Here is a 6,880-nt window from a genome sequence, read left to right as displayed (position 1 = left end):
CCCCGGGGGCCCCACCCACTGCGCGGCCCCCCGGGGGGGGGGGGCGGGGGGCGCCGGGGGGGGGGGGGGGGGGGGGCGCCCCCCCCCCACGACCAGGCTAGACGTCAGGCCACGCTCGGCAGCGGCGGTTCGACCGCCAGCGGCGCGGTGGAGCGGGCCCGGTGCTGGTCGGCCCAGGAGACCAGGGCCACCGTGCAGGCGTGGTCCAGGTGGCGCAGCCCGGACCAGTCCAGTTCCACCGGCCGGTCCCCCGGCAGCCGCTCCAGGGCGTCCAGCAGCCGGGGCAGCCGCAGGAAGGTGGCGTTGCCGGTCAGCCGCACCCGGTGCAGCGGCTGCCCGGCCGGTTGCACCTGCTCCTCCACCGCGATCTGGAGCTGCGAGGTCTGCCAGGCCGACTTGGCCACCGCCAGACCGACGCCGATCAGCACCCCGTCGAACAGGTCGGTGGCGATGATCGCGACCGCCGTCACCGCCAGCACCAGCGCCTCGCCCAGGTGTCCGCGGCAGAGCGCGACGATCCGGCGCACCGGCACCAGTTTGGCGCCGGCGTGCACCAGCACGGCGGCCAGTGCGGTGAGCGGGACGAGCCCGAGCACGCCGGGCAGCAGCGCGGTGAACAGCAGCAGCCAGCCGCCGTGCAGCACCCGCGAGGCCTTGGTGCGCGCGCCGGCCTGGACGTTGGTCGCGCTGCGCACGATCACCGCGGTCATCGGCAGCGCGCCGAGCAGTCCGCAGACGGCGTTGCCGACGCCCTGGGCGGTGAGCTCGCGGTCGTAGTCGGTGCGCGGGCCGTGGTGCATCCGGTCGACGGCGGCGGCGCTGAACAGCGTCTCGGCGGAGGCGATCAGGGTGAAGGCGACGACCGTGCCGAGCCCGGCGGTGCCGGCCAGGGCGGTCAGCGAGTCGTGGTCGGGCAGGTGGACCACGTCGAGCAGCCCGGCCACCCGGATCCGGGCCACCGGCAGGTCGGCGGCCGCGGTGACGGCGGCGGCCAGGCCGACGGCGGCCAGCGGAGCGGGGACGGCGCGGGCGGCACGCTCCGGCAGGTACTTCCAGCCGACCAGGACCAGCAGGGTGCCGACGCCGAGGGCGACCGCGCTCGGGCCGGCCTCGGCGGTCAGCACGTCGCCCAGCAGTTCGGGCAGTCCGGCGATCTTCTCCGGCCCGGTGGCGGGGGCGCGGCGGTCGGCGAGCGCGTAGAGCTGGCCGAACACCAGGGTCAGTCCGATGCCGGCCAGCATGCCGTGCACCACCGAGGCGGACATCGCCCGGAACCAGCGACCGAGCCGCAGGGCGCCCATCGCCAGCTGGAGCAGGCCGGTGCCGAGCACCAGCAGGCCGAGCGCGCCGACACCGAAGCGCTGGACGGCGTCGGCGACCAGGACGGTCAGCCCGGCGGCGGGCCCGCTGACCTGGAGACTGCTGCCGGGCAGCAGGCCGGCCACCAGGCCGCCGACGATCCCGGTGACCAGCCCGAGCTCGGCCGGGACGCCGGAGGCGACGGCCACGCCGACGCAGAGCGGGAGGGCGACCAGGAACACCACCAGCGAGGCGGGCAGGTCATGGCGCCAGGGGACGGCGCGCAGGGCGGCGGCCGGGGTGCGGGGCCGGCCCGGCGGGCCGTGCTTGCGGAGGCGGCCCGGCGGGCTGTCGCTCCGGTGGGGCGGCGGGTTCACCCGGTCACCGCCAGGGACCGGGCAGGGGTGCAGCAGCGCATGGGGACGTTCCTTCCGCGCACCCGCCGCAGCGGGCGCGCCGTTGCAGGGCGGGGAGCAGGAAGAGGGGGAAGGGGCCGCGGAGGGGCGGCGACAGCGGTACGGCCGCGGGTCCGGGCGGACCAGAGCGCGGCGGCGGGTGTCGGGTCGGTGCGGCCAGGGGGCGCGTCCCTCGCTCGGGTGCGGCGGACCGGGCACGCTGGTCCTGGACGGGGCCGCCGACGGAGTTCCCCCGCTCCCCGGCGCTCCCGAACCCCCCTTGCCGCGGCCTCAGTTGGACGTCACGGGCCCGGCGTGCCACCGACGGTACCCAGGGCGGCGGGGCGGGCCCACAGGCGGCACCGCCCCTTCACGGGCACTGCACACCGGCTGCGCTTTCCGGCGCGGAGCGTCCGCTTCCACGGGTACACCAGCGCGATGGCCGTCCTGACGTGCGAATCCCCTGCCCGGCCACCCCGACCCGGGCTTCCACATTCTGTTGAAGTTCTCTTGACGCCCTCACGGCCCCGCCCTACCTTGTTTTCACATGCAGAAACCGCTCTTCCGTATGGTGGAATTCGGAAGATGAGCCCTCCGAGCCACTGCGGGCCGACGCAGGAGAGATCCGATGCCTCGTATGACAGCCGCCCGCGCGGCCGTGGAGATCCTCGAACTCGAAGGAGTCGAGGTCGCGTTCGGCGTGCCGGGCGCAGCCATCAACCCGTTCTACGCCGCGCTCAAGGCCTCCGGCGGAATCCGGCACACGCTGGCCCGGCACGTCGAGGGCGCCTCCCACATGGCCGAGGGCTACACCCGCGCCGAGGCCGGCAACATCGGGGTCTGCATCGGCACCTCCGGCCCGGCCGGCACCGACATGATCACCGGCCTGTACTCGGCGATCGCCGACTCCGTCCCGATCCTCTGCATCACCGGCCAGGCGCCCGTCGCCCGGCTGCACAAGGAGGACTTCCAGGCCGTCGACATCGCCTCGATCGCGGCGCCCGTCACCAAGGCCGCCACCACCGTGCTGGAGGCCGCCCAGGTCCCCGGGGTGTTCCAGCAGGCCTTCCACCTGATGCGCTCCGGCCGCCCCGGCCCGGTCCTGATCGACCTGCCGATCGACGTCCAGCTGACCGAGATCGACTTCGACCCGGAGGCCTACCAGCCGCTTCCGGTCTACAAGCCGGCCGCCAACCGCACCCAGATCGAGAAGGCCGTCGCACTGCTCCAGGAGTCCGAGCGCCCGCTGATCGTCGCGGGCGGCGGCGTCATCAACGCCGACGCCTGCGAGCTGCTGCTGGAGTTCGCCGAGCTCACCGGCGTCCCGGTGGTCCCGACCCTGATGGGCTGGGGCATCGTCCCGGACGACCACGAGCTGAACGCCGGCATGGTCGGCCTCCAGACCTCGCACCGCTACGGCAACGAGAACTTCCTCGCCTCCGACTTCGTCCTCGGCATCGGCAACCGCTGGGCCAACCGCCACACCGGCGGCCTGGACGTCTACACCGCGGGCCGCACGTTCGTCCACGTCGACATCGAGCCCACCCAGCTCGGCAGGATCTTCGCCCCGGACCTCGGCATCGCCTCCGACGCCAGGGCCGCACTGGAGCTGTTCGTCGAGGTGGCGCGCGAGCTGCGGACCGCCGGCACGCTCAAGGACCGCAGCGCCTGGGCCGCCTCCACCCAGGAGCGCAAGGCGCAGCTGCAGCGCCGCACCCACTTCGACAACGTGCCGCTCAAGCCGCAGCGCGTGTACGAGGAGATGAACAGGGCCTTCGGCCCGGAGACCCGCTACGTCACCACCATCGGCCTGTCCCAGATCGCCGGGGCGCAGCTGCTGCACGTCTACAGGCCGCGGCACTGGATCAACTGCGGCCAGGCCGGCCCGCTCGGCTGGACCATCCCGGCCGCGCTGGGCGTCGCCACCGCCGATCCCGGGGGCCAGGTCGTCGCGCTCTCCGGCGACTACGACTTCCAGTTCATGATCGAGGAGCTGGCGGTCGGCGCCCAGCACCGCATCCCGTACGTCCACGTGCTGGTGAACAACTCCTACCTGGGGCTGATCCGCCAGGCGCAGCGAAACTTCGACATCGACTTCCAGGTCAAGCTGGAGTTCGAGAACGTCAACGCGCCGGAGCTGGGCGTCTACGGCGTGGACCACGTCAAGGTCGTCGAGGGCCTGGGCTGCAAGGCGATCCGGGTCACCGAACCCGAGGGCCTGCTGCCCGCCTTCGAGGAGGCCAAGAAGCTGGCCGCCGAGTTCCGCGTCCCGGTCGTGGTCGAGGCCATCCTGGAGCGGGTCACCAACATCTCGATGAGCGGCGACGACATCGACAAGGTCAACGAGTTCGAGGAGCTCGCCACCCTCCCCGAGCACGCGCCGACGGCCATCAGGCCGCTGGCCCTCTGACCCCGTCGGGGAGTGGGGCGTACGAGCCGCCCCGTACGCCCCCTCGCAGGCGGAACACCGGGGGTGCCGACACGGTTGAGCCGTCCGGGGCCGCTACGGTGGCCCCGGACGACACCCGATTTCCGCACTCCTGGCGACCCCTGCCGAAAGGACCACCACCGTGAGCCTGTACGACATCCCGCTGCACACCCTGGCCGGCGAGGCCGCGTCCCTTGCCGACTACAAGGGCAAGGCGCTGCTGATCGTCAACGTCGCGTCCAAGTGCGGCCTGACCCCGCAGTACACCGGCCTGGAGAACCTCCAGAAGCGCTACGCCGGGCGCGGGTTCACCGTGCTGGGCTTCCCGTGCAACCAGTTCGCCGGACAGGAGCCGGGCAGCGCCGAGGAGATCCAGAGCTTCTGCTCCACCACCTACGGGGTGACCTTCCCGCTGTTCGAGAAGATCGACGTCAACGGCGACGGCCGGCACCCGCTGTACCAGCAGCTGACCCAGGTGGCCGACGCCGAGGGCCAGGCCGGGGACGTCAGCTGGAACTTCGAGAAGTTCCTGATCTCGCCGGACGGCACCGTCGTCGCGCGCCTGCGCCCGCGCGTCGAGCCGGAGTCGGACGAGCTGATCGCCGCGATCGAGGCTGTGCTGCCGGCTTGACCACACGCACGACGAAGGCCCGCACCGGGAGACCGGTGCGGGCCTTCTGCGTTCGTAGCCTCATCCGTGGTCCCAACGGGGCCGCTTCGATTGCACAGCAGGGGGCTTCGCGGTTCGCGAGAAGCTCAGCCCCTGGATGACGCGCGCCGGGCTGCCGTCGTGCCCCGCCACTGGGCGCGGTACGCGGTGGGGGTGAGCCGGACCCGGCGCAGCAGGTGCCGGCGCAGCGAGTCCGGGCTGCCCAGGCCGCTGCGTTCGGCGACCTGGTCGACGGGAAGAGTCGTGGTTTCCAGAAGCTCGCAGGCCCGGTCGACGCGCTGTTGCAACAGCCACTGCAGCGCGGTGAGGCCGGTTTCGGCCTGGAAACGGCGAGTCAGGGTCCGCACGCTGGTGTGGGCGTGTCCGGCCAGGTCGGCAAGAGTGAGGGGCTCGTCGAGGCGGTCCATCGCCCAGGCCCTCGTTTCGGCCAAGGAGAACGTGCGGGTCGAGGGAACCGGCGAGGTCACCGTCTGGCTCTGGTCTCCGATGCGAGTCGGGGCGAGCAGCGTCAGCCGGGCTGCGGCGTTGGCCACTGCGGAGCCGTAGTCCGAGCGGATCAGATGCAGGCAGAGGTGGCACCGAGGTGCGCGCAGCAGGGTTCCTGGGCGAGGGGGTGATGAGTCCCTTCACGCTGTCGATCGCCCCACAGGTTCTGGCGGGCGAGGTGGCGTCCTATCCCGGACGTCTCGATGTACCGCAGTCCTGGTCGTACGTCGGGGACGTGGCCTCGACACTGGTGGCTGCCGCCCATGACGCCCGCTCCTGGGGACGGGCCTGGCACGTGCCGGCGGCGAACATCCCCGCGCGTGAACTGGCGGAACGCTTCGCGAAGCTGACAGCCTCCCCCGATCCGCGCCTGGAGCGTCTCGACCGCGATGCTCTCCTCACGCTCGCGGAGCGGAACCCCGTCTTCGGCGAACTCATCGAGATGCTTTACGCCACCGAGAACCCACACGTCCTCGACTCGACCGACACGCAGCACACGCTCGGCGTCACCCCGACCACCCTGGACGAGGCGCTGCTTGCCACAGCGCGGGGTCTGGCGAGGTAGCGAAACGAAACGGCCTGGCCGATCCCGATCCCCATCCCGAGCCTGCGCAGGCTCGGGATGGGGATCGGGATCGGGCTCACGGCAGCAGCAGCGTGGTGCCCGGTGGGAGTTCGCCGCTGCGGGCGGCGTCGCGCAGGTGGGCCAGCAGGGTGGTGTGCAGCGCCTCGGCGGCGCGGGTGAGCGGCACCTCGTGGCCGTGCGCGACCGCGATGGTGCGGCCCAGGCCCGGCCCGGCGAACGGGGTGACGGTCAGGCCCGAGCGGGCCGCCACCATGCCGGGGACCACAGCCGGTCCGAGCCCGGCCCGGACGAAGCCGAGCACCGCGTCCATCTCACCGCCCTCCACCGCGAACTCCGGCTCGAACCCGGCCGCCCGGCAGGCCGCCAGGGTCGCCTCGCGCAGGTCGTAGCCCTCCCGGAACATCACCAGCGGCCGGCCCTTCAGCTCCGTCACCCGGACCTTGCGCCGGGCCTGCCGCTCGGCCGCGACCAGCACCAGTTCCTCGTGCAGGAGTGCGGTGACCGCCAGTGCGGGCGCCTGCTCACCGCGCGCCGGGGTGATGACCAGCGCGAGATCCAGCTCCCCCGCCGCCAGCCAGCCGACCAGGTCACGCGAGCCGCCCTCGCGGACCATCAGCGTCACCCCCGGATAGCGGTCCCGGAAGACCCGCAGCACGTCCGGCACCAGGCTGGTGCACAGACTCGGCGGCGCCCCCAGCCGGACCCGGCCGCGGCGCAGCTGCACCGTCTCCTGCACGGCCAGCCGGGCGCTCTCGGTGTCCGCGAGGATGCGCCGGGCCAGCGGCAGCAGGGCGTCCCCGGCATCGGTCAGCGCGATGTTGCCCCGGGTGCGGTGGAACAGTTCGGCGCCCAACTCCCGTTCCAGCGACCGGATCTGCTGCGAGAGAGACGGTTGCGCGACGTGCGCCGCCTCGGCGGCGCGGGTGAAGTGCCGGGTCTCGGCCACGGCCAGGAAGTAGCGGAGTTGCTGGAGCTGCACAGGGCCAGGATAGGCCGCATCGATAGTCGACACCTAT

Annotated in this window: 5 protein-coding genes and 1 pseudogene; 3 read left to right on the top strand and 3 right to left on the bottom strand. The window is 73.0% G+C overall.

Annotated elements, in window-relative coordinates:
- Positions 1-104: 104 nt before the first annotated feature.
- On the bottom strand, positions 105-1,586 hold the full coding sequence (locus tag ACIRRH_RS09745; RefSeq protein WP_403064726.1) for a SulP family inorganic anion transporter: 1,482 nt from the start codon (positions 1,584-1,586) through the stop codon (positions 105-107).
- A gap of 736 nt (positions 1,587-2,322) precedes the next feature.
- Here ACIRRH_RS09745 and gcl point away from each other — a divergent pair.
- Together gcl and ACIRRH_RS09735 are read left to right on the top strand one after the other, a co-directional pair.
- Positions 2,323-4,104 (top strand): glyoxylate carboligase, encoded by a 1,782-nt coding sequence (gene gcl / locus ACIRRH_RS09740; RefSeq protein WP_403064243.1) that lies wholly within the window; start codon positions 2,323-2,325, stop codon positions 4,102-4,104.
- Between the two features lie 160 nt (positions 4,105-4,264).
- On the top strand, positions 4,265-4,753 hold the full coding sequence (locus ACIRRH_RS09735) for a glutathione peroxidase (RefSeq protein WP_403064240.1): 489 nt from the start codon (positions 4,265-4,267) through the stop codon (positions 4,751-4,753).
- A 125-nt stretch (positions 4,754-4,878) separates the two neighbouring features.
- Here the strand turns inward: ACIRRH_RS09735 and ACIRRH_RS09730 are convergent.
- A pseudogene (locus ACIRRH_RS09730) lies at positions 4,879-5,364 on the bottom strand (helix-turn-helix domain-containing protein); the annotation flags it as partial.
- Positions 5,365-5,375: 11 nt separating this feature from the next.
- Here ACIRRH_RS09730 and ACIRRH_RS09725 point away from each other — a divergent pair.
- Entirely contained in the window at positions 5,376-5,843 is a 468-nt protein-coding gene (locus ACIRRH_RS09725; protein ID WP_403064238.1) for a hypothetical protein, read from the top strand.
- Positions 5,844-5,919: 76 nt separating this feature from the next.
- On the opposite strand, the gene ACIRRH_RS09720 is transcribed toward ACIRRH_RS09725, so the two are convergent.
- Entirely contained in the window at positions 5,920-6,843 is a 924-nt protein-coding gene (locus tag ACIRRH_RS09720) for a LysR family transcriptional regulator (protein WP_403064235.1), read from the bottom strand.
- Between the last annotated feature and the right edge of the window lie 37 nt (positions 6,844-6,880).

Source organism: Kitasatospora sp. NPDC101235, assembly GCF_044767505.1.
GTDB lineage: Bacteria > Actinomycetota > Actinomycetes > Streptomycetales > Streptomycetaceae > Kitasatospora.
Note: the sequence above shows the minus strand (reverse complement) of the source record. Positions and strands in the feature narration are given on the sequence as shown.